The 18,111-nt window shown below is 71.1% G+C and carries 18 protein-coding genes and 2 pseudogenes; 14 read left to right on the top strand and 6 right to left on the bottom strand.

From position 1 onward, the window contains the following. Positions 1-115: 115 nt before the first annotated feature. The 3 genes and pseudogenes from SSP24_RS03425 (at position 116) to SSP24_RS03415 (ending at position 3,264) form a co-directional block, all read left to right on the top strand. Complete coding sequence (locus SSP24_RS03425; RefSeq protein WP_141307237.1) at positions 116-1,312, top strand: MBL fold metallo-hydrolase; 1,197 nt, start codon at positions 116-118, stop codon at positions 1,310-1,312. Positions 1,313-1,548: 236 nt separating this feature from the next. Then, a pseudogene (locus SSP24_RS45545) lies at positions 1,549-1,785 on the top strand (ISAzo13 family transposase); the annotation flags it as partial. Between the two features lie 249 nt (positions 1,786-2,034). Further along, positions 2,035-3,264: a PP2C family protein-serine/threonine phosphatase gene (locus SSP24_RS03415; protein ID WP_174864579.1), complete on the top strand. Its 1,230-nt coding sequence runs from the start codon at positions 2,035-2,037 to the stop codon at positions 3,262-3,264. Between the two features lie 90 nt (positions 3,265-3,354). On the opposite strand, the gene SSP24_RS43345 is transcribed toward SSP24_RS03415, so the two are convergent. The 4 genes and pseudogenes from SSP24_RS43345 to SSP24_RS03395 form a co-directional block, all read right to left on the bottom strand. Further along, positions 3,355-3,657, bottom strand: a complete 303-nt coding sequence (locus SSP24_RS43345) for a hypothetical protein (protein ID WP_174864578.1) — start codon at positions 3,655-3,657, stop codon at positions 3,355-3,357. 322 nt (positions 3,658-3,979) lie between these two features. Continuing rightward, positions 3,980-4,279 (bottom strand): STAS domain-containing protein, encoded by a 300-nt coding sequence (locus tag SSP24_RS03405; RefSeq protein WP_141307374.1) that lies wholly within the window; start codon positions 4,277-4,279, stop codon positions 3,980-3,982. A 745-nt stretch (positions 4,280-5,024) separates the two neighbouring features. Further along, a pseudogene (locus tag SSP24_RS03400) lies at positions 5,025-5,609 on the bottom strand (DUF5994 family protein); the annotation flags it as partial. 271 nt (positions 5,610-5,880) lie between these two features. Continuing rightward, entirely contained in the window at positions 5,881-6,393 is a 513-nt protein-coding gene (locus SSP24_RS03395; protein WP_141307234.1) for a DUF5994 family protein, read from the bottom strand. 176 nt (positions 6,394-6,569) lie between these two features. Between SSP24_RS03395 and SSP24_RS03390 the strand changes: the two genes are divergently transcribed. Together SSP24_RS03390 and SSP24_RS45240 are read left to right on the top strand one after the other, a co-directional pair. Further along, positions 6,570-6,863, top strand: coding sequence for a hypothetical protein (locus tag SSP24_RS03390; protein ID WP_141307233.1), 294 nt, complete (start codon positions 6,570-6,572; stop codon positions 6,861-6,863). A 111-nt stretch (positions 6,864-6,974) separates the two neighbouring features. Continuing rightward, entirely contained in the window at positions 6,975-7,172 is a 198-nt protein-coding gene (locus tag SSP24_RS45240; protein WP_373306644.1) for a DUF5994 family protein, read from the top strand. A 376-nt stretch (positions 7,173-7,548) separates the two neighbouring features. On the opposite strand, the gene SSP24_RS03380 is transcribed toward SSP24_RS45240, so the two are convergent. Further along, positions 7,549-7,947, bottom strand: coding sequence for a DUF5994 family protein (locus tag SSP24_RS03380; RefSeq protein WP_141307232.1), 399 nt, complete (start codon positions 7,945-7,947; stop codon positions 7,549-7,551). 42 nt (positions 7,948-7,989) lie between these two features. Then, positions 7,990-8,991, bottom strand: coding sequence for an acyl-CoA desaturase (locus tag SSP24_RS03375; protein WP_141307231.1), 1,002 nt, complete (start codon positions 8,989-8,991; stop codon positions 7,990-7,992). Between the two features lie 343 nt (positions 8,992-9,334). Here SSP24_RS03375 and SSP24_RS03370 point away from each other — a divergent pair, with 343 nt between their 5' ends. From SSP24_RS03370 to SSP24_RS03325, 9 genes are all read left to right on the top strand, one after another. Continuing rightward, complete coding sequence (locus tag SSP24_RS03370; protein WP_141307230.1) at positions 9,335-9,682, top strand: hypothetical protein; 348 nt, start codon at positions 9,335-9,337, stop codon at positions 9,680-9,682. 777 nt (positions 9,683-10,459) lie between these two features. Further along, positions 10,460-12,589 carry an ATP-binding protein gene (locus SSP24_RS03360; RefSeq protein WP_141307229.1) on the top strand — a complete coding sequence of 710 codons (2,130 nt, stop codon included), beginning with the start codon at positions 10,460-10,462 and terminating at the stop codon, positions 12,587-12,589. Positions 12,590-12,690: 101 nt separating this feature from the next. Then, on the top strand, positions 12,691-13,125 hold the full coding sequence (locus SSP24_RS03355) for a roadblock/LC7 domain-containing protein (protein ID WP_141307228.1): 435 nt from the start codon (positions 12,691-12,693) through the stop codon (positions 13,123-13,125). A gap of 2 nt (positions 13,126-13,127) precedes the next feature. Then, positions 13,128-13,499 (top strand): DUF742 domain-containing protein, encoded by a 372-nt coding sequence (locus tag SSP24_RS03350; RefSeq protein WP_141307373.1) that lies wholly within the window; start codon positions 13,128-13,130, stop codon positions 13,497-13,499. After that, on the top strand, positions 13,477-14,115 hold the full coding sequence (locus SSP24_RS03345) for a GTP-binding protein (RefSeq protein WP_141307227.1): 639 nt from the start codon (positions 13,477-13,479) through the stop codon (positions 14,113-14,115). The genes SSP24_RS03350 and SSP24_RS03345 overlap by 23 nt, the downstream gene beginning before the upstream one ends. A 61-nt stretch (positions 14,116-14,176) precedes the next feature. Continuing rightward, the gene (locus tag SSP24_RS03340) at positions 14,177-14,752 is read left to right on the top strand and encodes a GAF domain-containing protein (RefSeq protein WP_141307226.1); all 576 of its coding nucleotides are present in this window, start codon (positions 14,177-14,179) and stop codon (positions 14,750-14,752) included. A gap of 175 nt (positions 14,753-14,927) precedes the next feature. Next, positions 14,928-15,956 carry an L-threonine 3-dehydrogenase gene (tdh, locus tag SSP24_RS03335; protein ID WP_141307225.1) on the top strand — a complete coding sequence of 343 codons (1,029 nt, stop codon included), beginning with the start codon at positions 14,928-14,930 and terminating at the stop codon, positions 15,954-15,956. A gap of 27 nt (positions 15,957-15,983) precedes the next feature. Further along, positions 15,984-17,177: a glycine C-acetyltransferase gene (locus tag SSP24_RS03330; RefSeq protein WP_141307224.1), complete on the top strand. Its 1,194-nt coding sequence runs from the start codon at positions 15,984-15,986 to the stop codon at positions 17,175-17,177. An 18-nt stretch (positions 17,178-17,195) separates the two neighbouring features. Next, entirely contained in the window at positions 17,196-18,098 is a 903-nt protein-coding gene (locus SSP24_RS03325; RefSeq protein ID WP_141307223.1) for a LysR family transcriptional regulator, read from the top strand. Positions 18,099-18,111: the final 13 nt, after the last annotated feature.

The following is an 18,111-nucleotide window of genomic DNA, read 5'->3' as shown; positions in this document are numbered from 1 at the left end:
AGCGGTCTCACGCGGGCGCACTTACTGAATCGTGAGTCAGTATCGGGCATGGGCGGCGGGTGGTGTCAGTGGGGCGGACCATAATGGAGGCCTCACTGACACCACTGGAGGTACCGTGGCCGGTTCCCGTTCCCTGAGCTCCGGGCTCCGCGCGCTGCAGCCCGCGGCCTTCGGCGCGGACCCGAGCGGTGAGCGCATGGCGCGCATCCGCAGATCGCCCCACTTCAGGGACGGTGTCTTCCAGAACCCCGGTGGCCCCTCGCGGATCCGGCCGTCGGGTGCGGCGCTCGACTTCGCGAAGACCTACTTCGACAAGGACGCGCGCAACCGCCGCACCCCGCACGGCGCCGTGCCCCTGCACACCGCAACGGCCGCCGACCTCGCCCGGCCGCCCGCCACCGGCCTCCGCCTCACCTGGCTGGGCCACTCCAGCGTCCTCGCGGAGATCGACGGACAGCGGGTGCTCTTCGACCCCGTCTGGGGCGAGCGCTGCTCCCCGTTCGCCTTCGCCGGGCCCAAGCGGCTGCATCCGGTGCCGCTGCCCCTGACGGCGCTCGGCCCGGTGGACGTCGTCGTCATCTCGCACGACCACTACGACCACCTGGACATGCCCACCATCAAGGCGCTGGCCGACACGGACACGCTGTTCGCCGTGCCGCTCGGCGTCGGCGCCCACCTCGAACACTGGGGCGTGTCCGCCGACCGGCTGCGCGAGCTGGACTGGCACGAGTCGGCCAAGGTCGGCGGGCTCACCCTGACCGCCACCCCGGCCCGCCACTTCTGCGGCCGCGGCCTGCGCAACACCCAGCACACGCTCTGGGCGTCCTGGGTGGTCGCGGGGGAGGAGCACCAAATATTCCACAGCGGTGACACCGGGTACTTCGAGGGCTTCCGGGACATCGGCGCCGACCACGGCCCGTTCGACGCCACGATGATCCAGATCGGCGCGTACAGCGAGTTCTGGCCGGACATCCACATGACCCCCGACGAGGGTGTCCGCGCGCATCTGGACCTCCAGTCCGGGGATGCCGCGTCGGGTGTGCTGCTGCCGATCCACTGGGGGACGTTCAATCTGGCTCCGCATGCGTGGGCGGAGCCGGGGGAGTGGATGAAGGATGCGGCTGGCGAGGTCGGGCAGGCGGTGGCGTTCCCCCGCCCCGGTGAGCCGTTCGAGCCGGCGGGTGATTTGCCCGGGGAGCCGTGGTGGCGTGCGGTGTCTCAGCCGATTGTGACGCCGTGGCGCCGCCCTGGGCGTGCTGAGGGTCCGGGCGAGACGCGCAGTGGCAATCTCGATCTCGCCGACGAGCGGTGATGTCGATTGGGGACGACCTTGCCGAGGTCGTGCGGATGCCGGAGCGTCTCCCGCCCGAAGGACGCGACTGTGTGGTGCGAGCGTCGGATGGGGCCCCATGAAGAGCGTGCGGCTGCGACTCAGCAGTTCAGGCCGTTGCCGACGGCGAAGGAATTGTTGCGAGTTGTGGTCACTAAGGGCTTGCAGATCATCATGATGTTGTTTCCCGTTCTGGAGCTCGTTGGTGTGGTACGCGCATCCCGGATGAGACTCGTCACCAACTCGCTGTGAAGTTCTCGGTGTTGTTCCCGCATCTGGACGATCGGCAGCGACGGCTGTTGATGGCTGCGGGGGTTCGGGGGCTGAGGCACGGCGGTGTCCGAGCCGTGGCACAGGCCGCTGCGGTGAGCGAGACGACGGTCCGCAAGGGCGTGTTCGAACTCGAGGCCGGTGAGGAGCCTCTGGGGCGGGAGCGGCCTCCGGGCGAGGGCCGCTATCGGCAGCGATCACCCTCATGACCCGCCGTCTCACCCGGCGGAGGCGGCTGACCCTCACGCACCCCTCCTTCGTACCGACAGTTTGATCACCCGTCAGGCGATACGACCCCGATACGGAGTGCGAACTGTGGACGGCACGGGCGACATGCCGCGCATGGCGTAATGAGCCGCTCGGTCGGGCTTGACAGGTCACGTTGTGCGCACGCGGTGACCAGGGCGGGCGGGCAGGAGGTGGCGAACCGGGCCATGGACGACGAGATCGCGGAGGACCGGTCGGAGGGTTTCGGTGAGCGGCTGCTCGGCCTGCTGCTGGATCGGGCGCGGCATTTGCCGCCGCAGCTGATCGCCCCGCTGATCGCGGAGGAGGTGGGCAGGGTCGGAGGCCGTGACGTCTCCATCCTGCTCCAGGACTACGCGCAGGAGTTGCTGGTGCCGCTGCCGGGCAGGAAGCTGCACGTCAGCCAGCCCGAGCCGGTGATCGACTCTCCCGCCGGCCGGGCTTTCCTGAGCGGGGATGTCGTCGAGGCGCCGCTGGCCCGCGGCGGCGTGAGGATGTACCTGCCGCTCCTGGACGGCAGCGACACGGTGGGCGTGATGGCCCTCACTCTGGACGCCGTCGGCGAGGACGACCGGCGCCTGCTGAGCAGGCTCGCCAGCCTGGTCGCCGACCTGCTGGTCACCAAGAACGCCTACACGGACCAGTTCTTCCAGGCCCGGCGCCGGGAGCCGATGAGCGTGTCCGCGGAGATCCAGTGGACCCTGCTTCCGCCGCTGTCGATGTCCGTGCCGCAGGTCGAGGTGGCCGGCATGCTGGAGCCCGCCTACCGCGTCGCCGGCGACAGCTTCGACTACGCCCTCAACGACAACATCCTGCATTCCGCCGTGATCGACGCGATGGGCCACGGCCTGGACGCCGCCACGATGGCGACGGTGGCCATCGGCGCCTACCGGCATGCCCGGCGCGTGTTCATCGGCCTGGCCGAGAAGTACGCGTTCATGGACGATGCCATCTCCCGGCAGTTCGGCCCCGACCACTTCGTCACGGCGCAGCTGATGCACATCAACATCGCCAGCGGTGAGATGGCGCTGGTCAACGCCGGGCACCCCGCACCGCTGCTGATCCGCGACGGCCGGGTCGTGCGGCAGCTGGAAAGCGCAACGACGCTGCCCGTCGGCATCGGCGGTGAGGAGCCCCGGATCAGAGAGCACACGCTCCAGCGAGGCGACCGGGTGCTGTGCTATACCGACGGCATCATCGAGGAGCACGTCGCCGGCGGGGAGCTGTTCGGCGAGGAACGCCTCATCGACTGCGTCAACCGCGTGGGGGAGGAACCGCCACAGGGGGTGCGGGCGGATCTGCGTCGGCTCTCCCACATGCTGAAGAGCGAACGGGGCGGGCGTACCAGCGACGACGCCACCCTTTTCATGATCGAGTGGCGCGGCGGGGCCGCCGACCACCTCGCGGTCCTTGACTGAGAGCCTCGATGCCCGGACCGCATTTACGGAAGGGCGGCAGTTACGGCGGCCTCGGCGCGTAGGTCTCCCGGACCGGCCGTACAGTGGTCGTCAGTCGGGCCGTTGGGTGCGGCTTTCGTGGGCGAGGCCGTCCGGGGCGAGCGGCCGTGCGCGGGCCGGTGGGGAGGACCAGGGCCCGCAGCAACACTGGGGACCGACGGCCGGAGGGCCGTGGGATCCGGTGGCCGGCGAATTCGACCCGATGTCCTGCCATCCCCACGACAGGAAGGCGTCGCGGACCGGGGCGTCGGTCTGGGCGACCAGCGTCGCCCCGAGCGAGGCGTGGTGGCCGGCGAGCAGCCGTTCCTGAAGTGTTCGGGCGAGGCCCTGGTCGTCCGTGTGGGGGTGTACCACGATCTCGGTGATCGCGAGGACATGTCCGGACGCGGTGAGCTGTTCGACGCTCTGCGGAAGGGGCTCGTCGAACCCCCTCCACCATGTTCCCTGGCGCGAACGGGGAAGCCGTAGGCCCACCCTGCAAGGGTCATGTCCTCCGCGATCAGCAGAGAGAGTCCGAGCCGCCGGATGTCGCTGGTGAGTCGCCGCAGAAACGCCGTCCGGCCCCGGTACTCCTGGCCTGGTTGTGCCCGAGTGGACTCCACGTACCGGTCGGCCAGGTCATCCCGCACAGTCTTGTTTGCCTCACGCCGTGGCGGCTCCGGGGAGAGCGGGGCCGTCACAGCGCACCGCCCGCGGCGGCGGGAACCCGATGTGATGGTGGTCGAGCGGCGTGGAGCTCGTGGAGCAGGGAGCCGGAGCCGGTGACCTCGATGATGCGGGCCATGGTCGGCGCCGGATAGTGCAGTTGGAGGGTCGTTCCGGCATCGGTGGCGTGCCGGGATGCCGCGAGGAAGGCGTTGAGTCCGACGGCGTCGCAGAAGGTGACGGCCGTGAGATCGACGTCGGCGGTGCGGATGCCGTCGCGCCCGCATGTGGCCAGTGCGGCGCTGACGAGCGGGGCGGTGGCCGTGTCGATCTCTCGGAGTGCGGCGTGGCGGGGCCGGGCCCCGGTCCTCGCGGCGTTCCGCCGATGCGGGGGTGTGGGTGGACGGCCGGTCCGGCAGCCTGAGTTCGCGAACGCGGTGGCGGATCAGTCGTCCGGGGATGCACCACGGGATCGACCGGAAGGTCTGCGCCCGGCGGGCATCGTGCCCTGGAGGGGTGCCGTCCGAGGCCCGGAGGGCACTGGTGAAAGCCTGGTCGGCGGACCGGGCCGGGGTGGGGCGCAGGTCAGCCGACGGTTCGGCGTTCAGCTGCGGGCGGACGGCTCAGCGGCATCCTTGACTCGATGCCGTCCCCGAGCGATTGGGGCACACGGCACGGGAAGATCCCGGCCTGTCCTGTGCGGTGCTGCGGCCGGGTGCCGGGCTGCGGGCTGTGCTGTCGGTTCGGCCCCTTCGATGACGGGTGGGAGAGCCTGTCGGAGCAATGGGGTCCACCCGGCTGCCTTACGGGTGCGGCGCCGGGGCGGAGCCGCCCGCGTCCGCGTCGCGATGGTCGCGGCGGCCGCCGGTGCCGCTCGCCCCCGCCCGGCCGCGGGCCTTCCGCGGAACCGGCGAGGCCGGTCCCGCGACGGGCATCCCGGAGCGGCCGTAGTGGAAGGCGGCGATGCGGTCGCTGTGCTGCGAGTTGAGCAGGTGGATGAGGAGCACCCCAAGAGCAATCATCGCCAGGATCACGACCACGGTCATGAACGTGTCCACGGTCCTCACCTTCCCCATCGGCTGCTGCGGCACAGTGGCGGTCACGGTTGAGATCCGTGGACGTGCGGCCGGATCGCGGGCCTCATGTCCTCCTTCGGAATCCCAGACCGCCTCCACGGCCCGGTCGGCCTCATACACCGTCCGCAGGCGCGCCGCCTCCTCCATCAGCCGGCTCGCGGTCGACGTGCCCAGTGGGTCGCTCGCGGCGGCCATGAGCCACGCGGCCGATACAGGAGTGGTCTGCGGCGGGACCACCAGGAGGTTCCAGCGGCCCACGTGGTACGAGAGCAGCAGCAGTTCGTGCGGGTCCTGCTCGGGCAGGAACCAGCCCACCTTCACCACGTGGCCGGCGACAGGCACTTTGCGCGGGACGACCGGCCAGTGGGTGGGATTCACCGTGATTCGGGTGATCCGCCCCCACAACGGGTCCAGTACGGCGGTCAGGGAGGGGAGTTCCACCCCGAGATCGCGGCAGCGGGGCCACCATGCGCCGTCCAGCAGAGCCGGTGCGGAACCGACGGGAACCAGTGCGAGACGAAGCGAGGACGAAGAGGACCGTTCATCGGCTTCGAGTGTCGGCGAGGAGGAGATGGTCGCAGTCATGACGCGGACCCTGCCCCGGGCCGGCCGCAACCGGCCCGGCATATTCGATCGCCGAAAACGACACGGGCATGGAAGCCGGTGCGCGAAATATCCTCGGTAGTTTCAGCGTACTCCCCGGGCAGGCCGAACGGACCGTACAGCCAACGGAAAAACAACGCCATGCGTCCCTGCCTGAAACCGCCGTCCCTAAGACAACCATGCACACCCGTCAACTGCGCCGGTCGGACCTCGCCACGCGGATCATCTCAGGCGACTTCGACACCACCCTGGGCTACTCACCGCGGGCCTGCAGGCCTTCCATGGTGCAAGAGTCCGCTCGCTCGCTGCCGGTGTCGATGAGGATCTGTTCGGCGTGCCTTACGCTGCCGGCGCGGACGGCCTCGGCCATCGCGGCGCGCGCGGCGTCGGGCGTCGCGTGCGGTGGGACCACGAGGAGGGAGAAGAGATCCTGCTCGCCCCGCGTGACGAGGACCGTGTCGTCGCCGACCGGGAAGGAGTCGATGTGGACGAGACGGTCATCGATGGTCATCCGCATCGGCAGCCTTTCCCAGGCGTCGGCGTCCAGGCCGACTCGCGTGATGGGCCCGAGGTACTCGGTCAGTGCGGTGATCAGTTGGGGGAGCTCGGCGGCGATGTCGCGGGAGCGAGGCCACCACGCCCCGTCGAGCACGCCCTGCCGGTCATGTGTCGTCTCCAGCCGTACGACAGCCGTCCCGGGCCGCACGGCCTGGTTCACGGCGTCCGGCAGGAGCCTGGTCAGCCGCGGGGAGCCTGGGTCGGACATCGCACTCGCCTACCTGCCGGGAATGAGGAAACCGAGTGGCTTCCTGGTTTCACGGTACTCCGCGGGCCGCGGCGGCCGGGAAGCCCGCCGGTCATCCGCGGTGTGTGCGGTGCGCGCCGCAGTAGAGTGAGTGATCCGACCCGTCTCTTACGGGGACATCGAACTCCGAGGTCGCCATGCAGTCCACGGAAGCACCCTCGGACGGGCACGCCGAGGTACATATCGTCGCCGCCTCGCCCGAGGTCGCCCGTCGGGTCGCGGAGGTTCTCCGTCGTTGCTTCGCCACCACCGAGCAGCGCAGCTATCCCGCGGGCTCCGATGGCGGGACCCGCCTCGACCTCATCGTGGACACCACCCGCGCGGCAGAACCCGCACGGTCCTGGCTGGAGACCAGCGGTCCGCGCAGGACAACCGCCGACGGAAGTGAGACGGCGTCCGGGAACGGTCCGCCCGGCCCCTTCGGGGAGTAGCGTGAACTCATCGGGAGCACTTGGCACACCGGCCCCGATGCCGGTGTCGTTCCCGGTGAGCGACGACACCGGGCGGCTGCGCTCGCAGCAGTCCGGAGACAGGTTTGCGTGATGCCCCCGACCACCTCTCATTCCCGCTACGGGCCGTTCCCTAGGGCCCCCGCCGTGCGCCTCGCGCTGAAATCCCAAAGCCCTGCCGACGGGCGTGCCGAGCTGGACGGCGCCTGGTGGCCTCGTTCACGTGACCTGGAGAGCGAGCTCTCCACTGGCCGATCCTCCCACCCAGGATCTTCGTCAACGACCATGTAGTGAAGGTCGGTTGGTTCACCTCGGAGCTTGATCCGCACTAGATCCTTTTGCTGTCCTGCACGGCGGGCCGCCGGGACCTCCTGGTGATCCGCCCGGAGACCGGCGCCCCGTCGGCTGCTCGGCTGATGACCGCCGCGAGTGCGGACACCGGCCCGCCGATGACTGCGACCGCACTCATGACGGCGGAACGGGCCAACCACGGAAGCCCGGAGGCCGGGAAGGACGGGAGCGGCGATGCTGTCTCGTCACATGACCCGGATCAGCAGCGCGCCGTGGGGATGTGACCGCCGTGGTCACCGCCCTGGCCGTCAGTGCCCTGCTGATCCTGGTCGTTGCCGCGACACGCCTGGTTCACCGGTTCGAGGCGCAGCACCCTTCAGGCCTGACCGTCCGCCGCAGCCGCCATGAGCGGTTCCGCGGCCTCCTCGGTCGTATCCGGCGGCACGACCAGCAGGTCCCAGCGCCCCTGGCCGGGCGCTAGCAGGAGGATGGTCTGCGCTGCGGATGCCGTGAGGGTCCTGTGCAGTCGTACGACCTGGTTGGAGACGAGCATCCGGCCGGGCACCGCGGACCATGCCGCCCCGTTGACCGTGACGCTGGTGACGTGGCCCCACGCGCGCGGCAACCCGGCGAGCAGCCGGGGGAGTTCGGCGAGCAGGTCGTACGAACGGGGCCACCACGCTCCGTCGATGGGCCGGGGCATACCGCCGTGAGGAGCCAGACGCAGACGCAGGAGGGGATGGGAGGGAAGCGCGGGTTGCAGTGCGGTGGTCATGGAGGCTCCTGCCAACTGCCGTACGGAGGTGGATGGTCGGTGTCAGGCGCGGCGGGCGGCGACGCGGGCCGCGCTCGGCCAGCGCACGTCGTGCACCCAGCCGAGGCGTTCGAGGAGGCGGATGACGGCGGCCGACGGATCGAGCTGGCCGCGGTCGACGCCGTGGCGGGCGCTGGTGGGGTCGGCGTGGTGGAGGTTGTGCCAGCTCTCGCCGAACGACAGCAGGGCGAGGGGCCACAGATTGGTTGCCCGGTCGTGGCGCCGGGTGCGGAACGGACGCTCACCGATCATGTGGCAGAGGGAGTTCACGCTCCACGTGACGTGGTGGAGCAGGGCGATGCGGACAAGTCCCGCCCACAGCAGGGCGGTCAGCGCGTGCACCCAGGTCCCGCCGATGAGCCACCCCGCCCCGAACGGCAGGGCAAGCGTGAGGACGCACAGCGCCGGGAAAGCGCGGGCGACGGCCCGGATGTCGCGGTCGGCCAGCAGGTCGGGAGCGTACCGGTCGGCGGGTGTGCGGTCGTTGCGGAACAGCCAGCCGACGTGCGCGTGCAGCAGCCCGCGCAACTGGCCGCGCAGATGCGTGCCGTAGCGGTACGGCGAGTGCGGGTCGCCGGGCCGGTCGGTGAAGGCGTGGTGGCGGCGGTGGGTGGCGACCCAGCCGATGACGTCGCCCTGGAAACTCATCGAACCGGCCACCGCGAGCGCGATCCGCACGGGGCGGACGGCCCGGTAGCCGCCGTGGGTGAGGCCGCGGTGGAAGCCGACCGTGACGCCGAGCCCCGTGATCGTGTAGAGGACGAGCGCGAGGACGATGTCGGCGGGATGGACGAGGCTGCCCCACAGCAGCCAGCCGACCAGGCCGAGCGCCACGAACGGCAGGACGACGATCACAGCCGTCACCGTGACGTACAGCCGCTCACCGCCGTCGCGCGCGGGCGCCGGGCCGTCCGGCGGGAAGGGGGACGTGCCGTCGTAGCCCTGGGGCGGCGGGGCGGGGTCCGACGGTGCGACCGTCGTGGAGGGGGTCGGGATGAGCGGCATACGGGACTCCTCGGCCTTGATGCGGATGGCGCGGCCGGAGTCAGGGGCTGCCCATAGGACGGTGTCGTGCTGTAGACGGTGGCGCGCTGTAGAAGGAATGTGGTCTGGTGGACCCACTGGAGCACGAGGGCTGGAACACGAGTGGACGGTCCGGAGCCAGCCGGAGTTCCGGCATACGAAAGGGCCTCGTTCTCTCCACCGTACTCCCGGCTGTGTAACAACCGCGTCTGCTTCGCAAGCGGCAATGCGTTGACACGGGCCGACGCCGGACATTGACTGGCGGCACGGCTCAGAGCCACGCCGCTCCGGAAATCCGCCACGACGCACAGGAAAGCGGCACTTGATGATGTACGACCAGACACGCGCTCAACAGCCCGCCGACGAGCCCCGCGGCGTCGCGGGACGCAGCGCCCCCGGCCCGGCACCGCTGTTCCCGTCGGACGAGCGGGACAAGATCGTCCGACGCCTCGGACAGGCCGTCAACACGTTCCCCGACACTCCGCGTGAGTCACTGGAGGAAGCCGAAGGCGCCTTCGACGAGACCACCGCCCAGCTCATGAAGGCCCTCGCCGAACAGCGGCGTACCCTCCGCGCCGGCTGGCAGGACCAGGAACCCGAAACCCAGTCCACCGAACTCCACCTCGCGCTGAGGCAGTACCGGGAGATCACTCAACGCCTGCTCCGCCTCTAGACCAGTGCTGGATTCCTCAAAGGGTGTACACATACCGGCGTCGTAGTTGGCGGGTGGGGCAGGGCCGGAGGACCCCAGATCCAGGGCCTGGCCCGGGCGTTGAGCTGCCGGGTGGCCACCGCTGTGGCCTGGGCAATGTCGTCGGGGTTGGCGAAGGACCGTCCGGCCGGGGGCGGTCTTGCGGAAGATCCGCCACCAGCCTTCCTGCATGTTCAGCCAGCATGCACCGACCGGGATGAACGTGTGGTGGATCCGGTGCCCGTCCGGCGACCAGCTCGGTGCGGGCGCGAAAACGCGCGGGATCACCGGGGGAGCAGATGGGCACCGAACTCCCCGGCCACCGCTTCCAGCAGTGACCGTTCCGCCTCGGCGCCGCGTCGGTGAAGGTGGCGGATTCCCCGCCACCCAGGGCGGCGTCGATCTCGCGGGCGACCGGTAGCGGGCTGCTCTACCCGTCCGCGCGCCGTCGCCGCCCGGGCGGTTGCCCACGTGTGACTGGTTCTGAGCAGGTCGGATCGATCTCTTACGACGTCTGCGTCATCGTCCCGACGCGCTTATCGGTCTGTCGTACGAGGCCTCATACCAGAGCGGGACGCTCCCCGTGGGAGTTTGTCAACTGCCCACCGCACATGTTGCGTTGGCGACTACTGTGAGTGTCCGTCGGGCGACGCAGGGCCGATTTCTTCGGCGTCGACCGGCACGCGCCGCCGCATGCCCGAGTCGCACAGACCGGGCCCGCCCCGGCCTCCGACCGATGGACCAGTACGAGGACGCCCGATGTCACACCTCCGCGCACCGGCCGCACGCGCAGACCGCCGCGAGGGCGGACGGCACGGACGGCCGGTCGCTCACACCGCTCCCTCGCTGCCCGAGGCCCACATACGGCCCCAGCTGCTGCGTCTCGCCGTACTGCCCCCGGTCGCGGTCGCCCTCAGCGCCTGCGCGGCCGTGCTGTTCACCGTCCGCTCCACCGGCGCCCGCACCAGCCTCACCCTGTGGGCCGTACTCGCCGGCGCGGTCTGCGTGACGCTCGTCGGCATCGGGATCGCCGTGGTCGCCGCCGGCCGGACCGCCCAGGGCGTGCACGAACGGGTCGGCGCGCTGCGCCGCAGCAGCGCCCGCCGCGAGGCCGATCTCCGCGCCCTCGTCGAGGCGTTGCGCCGCGGCGAGGTACCGCCACCGCGCAAGCCGCGCGGCGGTCCACCCGAGGACGCCGACGACTTCGAGCTGCTCGCCGCCGACCTGGCCCGGGCGCACGACGGCGCCGTCACCGCCGTCGTGCAGGCCGCCCAGCTCTCCAGCCAGGCCGGCAGCGAACAGAAGCTGGAAGTCTTCGTCAACCTCGCCCGGCGCCTTCAGTCGCTGGTGCACCGCGAGATCGCGATCCTCGACGAGATGGAGAACGAGATCGAGGACCCCGACCTGCTCAAGGGCCTCTTCCACGTCGACCACCTCGCCACCCGCATCCGCCGCCACGCCGAGAACCTCGCCGTGCTCGGCGGCGCCGTCTCCCGCCGCCAGTGGAGCAACCCGGTCTCCATGACCGAGGTGCTGCGCTCGGCCATCGCCGAGGTCGAGCAGTACTCGCGCGTCCGCCTGGTGCCGCCGATCGACGGCACCCTGCGCGGCCACGCCGTCGCCGACGTGATCCATCTGCTGGCCGAACTCGTCGAGAACGCCACGGTGTTCTCCTCCCCGCACACCCAGGTGCTGCTGCGCGCCAACCTCGTCACCTCCGGCCTCGCCGTCGAGGTCGAGGACCGCGGCCTCGGTCTGCCCGTCGCCGAGCAGAACAAGATGAACGCCCTGCTCACCGACCCCGACCAGGTCAATGTCGCCCGGCTGCTCGCGGACGGCCGCATCGGGCTGTTCGTCGTGTCCCAACTCGCCCGGCGACACGGCATCACCGTCCGTCTGCAGACCAACATCTACGGCGGTGTCCAGGCCGTCCTCGTCGTGCCGCAGGCGCTGCTCGGCAACCAGCCCGACGCCGCCCGCCCCGCCCCGCCCCCACAGCACCACCGGCCCGCGCCCGACGCCGTTACGCCACCGGCGCCCACCGGCACCGCACCCGACGCCGTTATGCCACCGGCGCCCACCGGCACCGGGCCCTCGCCCCTGCCGGTCCGCGGCAACCACGAGGGGCGGCCCAACTCGGTCGGGGCCGTTCCAGGCGTCCGGTCCGAAGGCCGTCCGGTCGTCGAGGACCACACCGGCGCTCCGCCGACGCCGCCTACCGGCACCGTCCGCGGCACCATGGGCAAGCCCCAACTGCCCCGGCGCCGCGCCCAGCAGCACATCGCTCCCCAACTGCGCGGTGGCCCCGCACCCCGCCAGGACGCCGAGCACCTCGTCGGCCACGACCCCGGCCTGATGGCGGCGTTCCAGCGCGGCATCGGCCTCGCCGAGGCCCAGCAGCAGGCGCGGTCCGTCAATTCGGCGTCCGGCCAGTCGGCGTCCGGCCACTCGGGGGCCGGGCACCAGGAGCCGCCGCACATGGAGCCTCCGCACAGGGAGCCGCCGCACATCGAGCGTCCGCACCTGGAGCCCTCGCATGTGGAGCGCCCGCACATCGAGCGTCCGCACCTGGAGCCCCCCCACATGGAGCGCCTCCAGACGCCCCCGACCTCCCCACCGGACGCCCGCCCCACAGACGTGACCTCCATGCCGACGCAACTCCCCATAGCCGTACCGCACATGGACGTACGACACACGGGCGGACGGCACATGGACGGGCCGCGCACGGGGGCCACCCCGCCCATGGACGGGACGCATACAGGCGTGCCCTCACCCATGGATGGGCGGCACATGGAGCCAACGCACGCGGACGCGCCCCCGCACATGGAGGCCGCCCGTATGACCCCTGACCACCCCGCCCGGCACGACGGGAGCGGGCCAGCCGGATGACCACCGCAGCTGCCTCCGCCGTCGCCACCCCCACCGCAATGACCGTCGGCGCACCCACGGGCGCGCCCGCAGACCTTCGTATCCCAAGGAGTCGATCCACCATGGCGACCGATGCCCCCACCGGCCATGTATCCGATCTCGACTGGCTGATGAGCGGCCTCGTGCAGCGCGTACCGCACACCACGAGCGCGGTGCTCCTCTCCAGCGACGGGCTCGTGAAGTCGGTGCACGGCCTCGACCCCGACAGCGCCGACCACATGGCCGCCCTGGCCTCCGGGCTGTACTCCCTCGGCCGCAGCGCCGGGGTCCGGTTCGGCGACGGCGGTGAGGTCCGTCAGGTCGTCGTCGAACTCGACTCGACCCTGCTGTTCGTCACCACCGCGGGCTCCGGCACCTGCCTCGCCGTGCTGGCCGGCCGCGAGGCCGACGCCGCGGTGCTCGGCTACGAGATGGCGATGCTGGTCAAGAGCGTCCGCCCCTACCTGGTGACCGCTCCCCGGCAGCAGTCCGTCGAACCCACGGCGATGAGGCCTTGAGCGTGACGGCGGCCGGCGACGGGCCCTGGCTCGACGACGCGGCCGGACGGCTGGTGCGCCCGTTCACGGTGAGCAACGGCCGCACCCGCCCCACCGTCGCGCTCGACCTCATCTCGCAGGTGAGGGTTACCGGGGCCACCCCCCTCGGCTACCTCGGCCCCGAACACGCCCAGGCACTCGACCTGTGCCGGGCACCCGTCTCGGTCGCCGAGGTCGCCGCCCACCTCAAGTTGCCGGCGGTGGTCACCAAGGTGCTGCTGTCGGACCTCGTCGACTGCGGGGCGCTCACCACCAAACCCCCGGAGTTCCACCACAACCCCACGGACCGGGCCCTTCTGGAGGCAGTGCTCGATGGACTACGACGACAGCTCTGACCACGACTACGACTCCGACTACGACGACGGCGCCGACCCGTTCCCCACCGCGCTCAAGATCCTGGTCGCGGGCGGGTTCGGGGTCGGCAAGACGACCTTTGTCGGTGCCGTCAGCGAGATCGCGCCGCTCAGCACGGAGGAGTTGCTCACCACGGTCAGCGCCGCCACCGACAACCTCGACGGGATCGAGAACAAGGTCGAGACGACGGTGGCCATGGACTTCGGCCGCATCACCCTCGACGCGGACCACGTCCTGTACCTCTTCGGCACGCCGGGACAGGAGCGCTTCTGGTTCATGTGGGACGAGTTGTGCGAGGGCGCCCTCGGCGCGGTGATCCTCGCCGACACCCGGCGCCTGGAGGACTGCTTCGCGGCCGTCGACTTCTTCGAGGAGCGCGGCCTCGGATTCATCGTCGCCGTCAACGAGTTCGACGGCGGCCACCGCTACGACCCCGAGGAGGTGCGCGCCGCCATCGACCTCGACCCGGAGATCCCCGTCGTGTGCTGCGACGCCCGGATCTCCGCCTCCGGCGTCCAGACCCTGCTCACCCTCGTACGCCATCTCATCGCCCACGCACCCGTCACCCCCACGCCGAGCCACGGCGCCCACATGTGACACCCGCACACACCGCAACGGAGCCGCATATGACGTACGCCCACAGCGACGGGACCCGGCCATGAGGTACGACCCGCCGCGCCCGGCCGGTCGGCTGCTGCTCACCCCCGAGGACAAGGAGGCGCCCGAGCGAACGCGGCGGCTGCGGCTACTGGGCCTGGGGGAGCGTCCGGAGCCCGCCCTCGACGCCTTCGCGAGCCATCTGGCGTCGCTGACCGGTGCGCCGTACGCCATGGTCAACTTCCTCCACGTCAGCGGCCAGTTCTTCGCCGGCCTGCACGCGCCCGACGTCGGACTCGTCGTCAAACAGGACGGGACCCGGCCGGTGATGGGCCGCTTCATGCCCCGCGACCACGGGTTCTGCCCCCATGTGGTGGTCCGGCGCAAGGCGCTGGTGCTGGAGGACGTCCGCGACTATCCGCGCTTCGCGGGCAACCCGGTCGTCGACGAGTACGGCATCCACTCCTACCTCGGCGCGCCGCTGATCGACACCACGGGCATGGTGCTCGGCACCGTCTGCGTCGCCGATGTCTCACCCCGGCCCTGGGGGCGCTCCGGTCTGGAGACCATCAAGGCGACGGCCGCGGATCTCGTCGTACGGCTCGAAGCCCCCGAGACCGGCGGACTCCCGCTCTGACCACGGTGAACGCCAGGCCGGGGGCGTGAAGGAAAGCTGCGGCGGCGGTTAAGAAATCCTCGATGGACCAGGGCGGCGGCGTACGGCAGATTGCTGTGCGATTCCACTTCTCTCCCCGTCCGGGGGCTTCTTCGGCATGCCCGCGGACGGGACCTCACCGTCAGGAGCCGTAGCGTTGAAGGCGCTGGTCAAGGACAAGGCGGAGCCCGGGCTCCGGCTCATGGACGTCCCGGAGCCCGAGGTCGGACCCGGCGACGTACTGATCAAGGTGCTGCGCACCGGCATCTGCGGCACCGACCTGCACATCCACGCCTGGGACGGCTGGGCGCAGCAGGCGATCCGCACCCCGCTGGTCCTCGGGCACGAGTTCGTCGGCGAGGTCGTCGACACCGGCCGCGATGTCACGGACATCAACCTCGGCGACCGGGTGAGCGGCGAGGGCCACCTGGTGTGCGGCAAGTGCCGCAATTGCCTGGCCGGGCGGCGTCACTTGTGCCGGGCCACGGTCGGACTCGGGGTCGGTCGGGACGGGGCCTTCGCGGAGTACGTCGTACTGCTCGCGACCAACGTGTGGGTGCACCGCGTGCCGGTGGACCTCGATGTGGCGGCCATCTTCGACCCGTTCGGCAACGCCGTGCACACCGCCCTGTCGTTCCCGCTCGTCGGCGAGGACGTGCTGATCACCGGCGCCGGCCCGATCGGGCTGATGGCGGCGGCGGTGGCCCGGCACGCGGGCGCTCGCAACGTCGTCATCACGGACGTCAGTGAGGAGCGGCTCGACCTCGCCCGCAAGGTGGGTGTCAGCCTCGCCCTCAATGTGCGCGACGCACGGATCTCGGACGGGCAGCGGGCCCTCGGTCTGCGGGAGGGCTTCGACGTAGGCCTGGAGATGTCCGGCCGTGCGGAGGCGCTCCAGGACATGATCGCGAACATGACGCACGGCGGGCGGATCGCGATGCTCGGCCTGCCCGCGCAGGAGTTCCCGGTCGACTGGGCCCGGATCGTCACCTCGATGATCACCCTCAAGGGCATCTACGGCCGGGAGATGTTCGAGACCTGGTACGCCATGTCGGTGCTGCTGGAGGGCGGCCTCGACCTCGCGCCCGTGATCACCGGCCGGTACGGCTACCGCGACTTCGAGACGGCGTTCGCCGACGCGGCGAGCGGCCGCGGCGGCAAGGTCATCCTCGACTGGACCGCGTAAGTCATCTGCATTCATAGGAGCTTCTTCATGTTCGACTCCGTGCGCGACGACCTGCGCGCCACCCTCGACGAGATCCGCGCCGCCGGTCTGCACAAGCCCGAACGCGTCATCGACACCCCGCAGTCCGCGACCGTGAACGTCTCGGCGGGCGGCCGCCCCGGCGAGGTGCTCAACTTCTGCGCCAACAACTACCTCGGCCTCGCCGACCACCCCGAGGTGATCGCCGCCGCCCATGAGGCCCTGGACCGCTGGGGCTACGGCATGGCCTCCGTCCGCTTCATCTGCGGCACCCAGGAGGTGCACAAGGAGCTGGAGGCGCGGCTGTCGGCGTTCCTCGGGCAGGAGGACACGATCCTGTACTCCTCCTGCTTCGACGCCAACGGCGGGGTGTTCGAAACGCTGCTGGGCGCGGAGGACGCGGTGATCTCGGACGCCCTGAACCACGCCTCGATCATCGACGGCATCCGGCTGTCCAAGGCCCGCCGCTTCCGGTACGCCAACCGTGATCTGGCGGACCTGGAGCAGCAGTTGAAGGAGGCGCAGTCGGCGAGGCGGCGGCTGATCGTCACCGACGGCGTCTTCTCCATGGACGGTTATGTGGCGCCCCTGCGCGAGATCTGCGACCTCGCCGACCGGTACGACGCCATGGTCATGGTCGACGACTCGCACGCCGTCGGCTTCGTCGGCCCCGGCGGCCGCGGCACGCCCGAACTGCACGGTGTGATGGACCGGGTCGACATCATCACCGGCACGCTGGGCAAGGCGCTCGGCGGCGCGTCGGGCGGTTACGTCGCCGCCCGCGCCGAGATCGTCGCGCTGCTGCGGCAGCGCTCCCGGCCGTACCTCTTCTCGAACACCCTCGCCCCGGTGATCGCAGCCGCCTCGCTGAAGGTGCTCGACCTGCTGGAGTCGGCCGGCGACCTGCGCGAGCGGCTCGCCGAGAACACCGCGCTGTTCCGGCGCCGGATGACGGAGGAGGGCTTCGACATCCTGCCCGGCGACCACGCGATCGCGCCGGTGATGATCGGCGACGCGGCGCGGGCCGGCCGGATGGCGGAGCTGCTGCTGGAGCGGGGCGTGTACGTGATCGGCTTCTCGTACCCGGTCGTGCCGCAGGGGCAGGCGCGGATCAGGGTCCAGCTGTCCGCGGCGCACTCGACGAAGGACGTCAACCGCGCGGTGGACGCGTTCGTGGCGGCGCGGGCGGAGCTGGCGGGCTGACCTGAGAGAATCGATCCCGTGATCGAAGCGCGGCGGCTCCACATCCTCCGTGCGGTGGCCGACCACCGCACCGTGACGGCGGCTGCCGCCGCGCTGTATCTCACGCCCTCCGCCGTGTCCCAGCAGCTCACGGCCCTGGAGCAGGAGACGGGGCACCGGCTGGTGGAGCGCGGCGCCAAGGGCGTACGGCTCACCCCGGCCGGCGAGATCCTGCTCAGCCACACCAACGCCGTCCTGGCCCAGCTGGAGCGGGCGGAGGCGGAGCTCGCCGCGTACAGCTCGGGCGCCGCCGGCACGGTCACCGTCGCGTCCTTCGCGACCGGCATCGCCCAGGTCGTCGCACCGGCCGTCGCCCGCCTCGCACAGACCGCCCCCGGTATCCGCATCCGCGTCCGGGACGCCGAGGGGGACGCCAGTCTGCCGATGGTCCTTGACCGGCAGGTCGATGTCGCGGTCGCCGTCGAGTACCGCGGGGCTCCGCCCGCCGACGATCCGCGGCTGGCGCATGTTCCGCTGTACGCCGAGCCGTTCGACGCGGTGGTGCCCGTCCGTCACCGGCTGGCGGAGGTGGGCGAGGTGCCGCTGGCGGAGCTGGCCAAGGATCCGTGGATCGGACCGTACCCCGGCAATCCCTGCCATGACGTGGTGGTGCTGGCCTGCGAGAGCGCCGGGTTCCAGCCCCGCCTCGAACACTCCTCGGACGACTTCCGGGCGGTCGTGGCCCTGGCTTCGGCGGACGCGGGAGTCGCCCTCGTACCGCGCTCCGCGCTGCGCGGGATGGACCTCACGGGTGTCGTCGTACGGCCCGTGGACGGGGTGGCGCCCACGCGCCGGGTCTTCGCCGCCGTGCGCCGGGGCGCGGAGGGGCATCCGCTGATCCAGCCGGTGCTGGGGGCGCTGGAGGAGGCGGCACAGGCGTGAGCCTTCCGTAACC

The sequence above is a fragment of the Streptomyces spinoverrucosus genome (genome assembly GCF_006539505.1).
Lineage (GTDB): Bacteria > Actinomycetota > Actinomycetes > Streptomycetales > Streptomycetaceae > Streptomyces > Streptomyces spinoverrucosus.
Note: the sequence above shows the minus strand (reverse complement) of the source record. Positions and strands in the feature narration are given on the sequence as shown.

Excerpts from the sequence above, each read along its gene's own strand:
- SSP24_RS03415 (WP_174864579.1), top strand. The coding sequence starts at position 2,035 with ATGGACGACGAGATCGCGGAGGACCGGTCGGAGGGTTTCGGTGAGCGG.
- SSP24_RS03395 (WP_141307234.1), bottom strand. The coding sequence starts at position 6,393 with ATGTCCGACCCAGGCTCCCCGCGGCTGACCAGGCTCCTGCCGGACGCC.
- SSP24_RS03390 (WP_141307233.1), top strand. The coding sequence starts at position 6,570 with ATGCAGTCCACGGAAGCACCCTCGGACGGGCACGCCGAGGTACATATC.
- SSP24_RS45240 (WP_373306644.1), top strand. The coding sequence starts at position 6,975 with ATGCCCCCGACCACCTCTCATTCCCGCTACGGGCCGTTCCCTAGGGCC.
- SSP24_RS03380 (WP_141307232.1), bottom strand. The coding sequence starts at position 7,947 with ATGACCACCGCACTGCAACCCGCGCTTCCCTCCCATCCCCTCCTGCGT.
- SSP24_RS03375 (WP_141307231.1), bottom strand. The coding sequence starts at position 8,991 with ATGCCGCTCATCCCGACCCCCTCCACGACGGTCGCACCGTCGGACCCC.
- SSP24_RS03370 (WP_141307230.1), top strand. The coding sequence starts at position 9,335 with ATGATGTACGACCAGACACGCGCTCAACAGCCCGCCGACGAGCCCCGC.
- SSP24_RS03360 (WP_141307229.1), top strand. The coding sequence starts at position 10,460 with ATGTCACACCTCCGCGCACCGGCCGCACGCGCAGACCGCCGCGAGGGC.
- SSP24_RS03355 (WP_141307228.1), top strand. The coding sequence starts at position 12,691 with ATGGCGACCGATGCCCCCACCGGCCATGTATCCGATCTCGACTGGCTG.
- SSP24_RS03345 (WP_141307227.1), top strand. The coding sequence starts at position 13,477 with ATGGACTACGACGACAGCTCTGACCACGACTACGACTCCGACTACGAC.
- SSP24_RS03340 (WP_141307226.1), top strand. The coding sequence starts at position 14,177 with ATGAGGTACGACCCGCCGCGCCCGGCCGGTCGGCTGCTGCTCACCCCC.
- SSP24_RS03330 (WP_141307224.1), top strand. The coding sequence starts at position 15,984 with ATGTTCGACTCCGTGCGCGACGACCTGCGCGCCACCCTCGACGAGATC.